Annotated in this window: 5 protein-coding genes; all 5 read left to right on the top strand. The window is 38.4% G+C overall.

Annotated elements, in window-relative coordinates; genetic code table 11:
* A partial coding sequence (locus AC52RT_RS03455) for an IS3 family transposase (RefSeq protein WP_495539462.1) occupies positions 1-240 on the top strand: 240 nt, incomplete at its 5' end.
* Positions 241-279: 39 nt separating this feature from the next.
* Positions 280-705, top strand: a complete 426-nt coding sequence (locus tag AC52RT_RS03450) for an immunity 70 family protein (protein WP_495539461.1) — start codon at positions 280-282, stop codon at positions 703-705.
* Positions 706-927: 222 nt separating this feature from the next.
* The gene (locus AC52RT_RS03445) at positions 928-1,170 is read left to right on the top strand and encodes a hypothetical protein (RefSeq protein ID WP_495539460.1); all 243 of its coding nucleotides are present in this window, start codon (positions 928-930) and stop codon (positions 1,168-1,170) included.
* A 182-nt stretch (positions 1,171-1,352) separates the two neighbouring features.
* Positions 1,353-1,820 (top strand): competence protein ComJ, encoded by a 468-nt coding sequence (gene comJ / locus AC52RT_RS03440; protein WP_495539459.1) that lies wholly within the window; start codon positions 1,353-1,355, stop codon positions 1,818-1,820.
* A gap of 328 nt (positions 1,821-2,148) precedes the next feature.
* Positions 2,149-2,581 (top strand): pre-toxin TG domain-containing protein (locus tag AC52RT_RS03435; RefSeq protein ID WP_495539458.1); only part of this gene is annotated, 433 nt, incomplete at its 3' end.

Below are 2,581 nucleotides of genomic sequence, written 5' to 3'. Positions count from 1 at the left end.
CAGCGATTACTGAGCATGAAAGGCTGTCCTTATGATAATGCCGTGGCCGAAGCTATGTTTAAGGTATGTAAGACCGAATTCGCTAACGTAGCTTATTTTTCTTCCCTTAACCAGTTAGCTCTTGAACTGAGTGATTATGTGTATTGGTTCAATAATATTCGCATCCATGGAACACTAGGCTATGTATCACCGATGGAGTTCAAACAACAGTCCTATAATTCTTGGCCAACTTATTGTTGACGTTCCACATTTTTTTAGATGAATTAGAGGTGAAATTAAATGACAGTAGGAATATTTGTAGATTGTTTTTATTACGAATTAGGTCCTAGCAGCTTTGTACATTCTTTCTTTTCCACAATCTCATATCATTTAGAAAAAGAAGGATGGGGAACAAAATATCCTTTAATTATGAATGACTTGTATAATGTTAAACTAAATTGGGATGATGTTTCTGTTGCAAAAGCTAATTTAATAGAAATTGAACAGGAATTATCAAAACGCTCTAAAGAACATGTTATATGGGATATTGATGATTTATCACAAATACCTCCTTGGGGGGATAAGATAAGTTCCAAAGTAAATAATCTTGCGAACTATTTTGCAACAACTGATGGGAAAACATTCTTTGAAGTGATACGAACAGCGATGGATGTGGCAGAAGAAGATAAATATGATTTGAAAATTCATATGAGTATTTTTAATTAAAATAAAAAAACTCTTGAAATCAAGATAAAAAAGCATCAATGCGGTTGCTGTTAAGCAAGACATTATTAGCAGGCTTCATCCCGATTGTCGCCTAGGCCTAATGAGGGCTAAAGGCGCAACGGCATGTCCTACATCGGCACCGCGAGAAAAGGGATCTACGGACTCATCGCCGCAGAAGAAATCTAAGGCAATCTGATAGGTACTGATTATCTCGGAAATGAAGTGCCGACGGATCAGTCCGGATTGGCAAGCGGATTGATGATTGCCAGCATTATCGAAATCGGCAGGTTAGCAAGAAGTCAGAATGTTAAGATTTATTGGAGTGAAAGAGAAAGTATTGATGTTAAAGTTACTATTACTAGCAGTATATATCCTGAAACAAGTATGCATATACAAGATGCAGGTCATCCTGAAATATCAACCATCGACCGTTCAGGTGCAAAAAGAGAGCCTGAATGCTGTTGATAAAGTTTCAGGAAAAGACCTAGATGGATAACCGCCAGCGATGTTTAAAGAGGGTGGAAAGGGTGCAAGTAGTAGACCTGTTAGTCCACTGATAATCGTGGCGTAGGTGCTTATTAGGGAATACGTTAAGAAATTATCCAGATGGAACAAAAATAAGACTTAAGTAATGGAGGGAATAGAAAATGAGTGAGTATACTTTTGATTCAGAGATATATTATTCACAGATTGCTTTGTTTAAATATGGACTCGATAATCCCTATAATGATTGGAATGAAACTCATGTGAATCAAGGGTTTTCATGGAGAGAAGGTTCAGTTTCTTTTGGTACACTTTCGAATGATGGAGATTGTAAGATAACCGTAATAATTTCTGCAAAAATAGAAACTGATGATGAAATAATAAGGGCGATTGTTGTGCCTTTTAAAGTTGCAAGGGGTGGCATAGAGGTAGGTTCAGTAATGGAAACAGTCGGGATTGATATACCTGAAGGGAATTATGAAGTATTGTTCACTGTTAAAATTACTGATGGCATAGAACACTATACATTTTCATTTATAAAAAATGAAAATCCCACCCCAAGAGTTTTAAAAGCTGACGATTCATTAAGTTTACCTAAAGACTTGTTAATGGAAGCAAATCCAGCTGTGTGATTTTGGTGGAATTCAATATATTTAGCCAATATGAATCTACACAAAGTCAGTATCTAAAGTTTATAGAATTGATTTATATAATTTCATTTCAAATATGTTTTTAAATTGTTATAGCATTTGATTGTCGATGGACAAAAAGTGCTTTTTTTAGTGAATTTATATAAATCAAAATAATGATAATGCAATTATTTCGAATTTAGTCTGTACTATCATGTGAGGAGAAGTATTTCTGGACCAGATTGGAGGCGTTCAGGAAGAGAAGAATATCGGAGGCGACACTGTCGTCATGCCTTTTCTGACCGATGATCTGAGAAGCGTTAACAACCATTTGGTCGAACAGCAGCTGATCGGGGAATACGGGGCTTCAGGGGCGGAAATGCAGAACAACATTCAACTGATGAACGGATTGATAGAAGCGCCCCGTTCCGGCAACGACATCTCCCCGATCCATTTCAACAGCTCGGATTTCCTGACAAGCGAAGCCTACCGAAACCGCGATGATATCAGTGCCCAAACGAAGGAATACATAGGCTTCAAGAAAGAACAGGAAGCGCACAGGAAAATCATGAAAGAAATCGAAGAACTCGAAAATCACTCTGTCGGAGAAAAAATCTGGGACGGCACGAAAACCTTTACTGGAGAGGTCACCGGCTATTATGATTACATCAGAGCAGAAGAAGGTATCGACCCGGTCACCGGCGAGAAACTCACCACCAGCCAGCGTATCGCGGCCGGCGGTATGGCCGCAGCAGGCTTCATCC

The sequence above is a fragment of the Peribacillus sp. genome, assembly GCF_059453735.1.
This window is presented reverse-complemented; position numbering and strand designations above follow the sequence as displayed.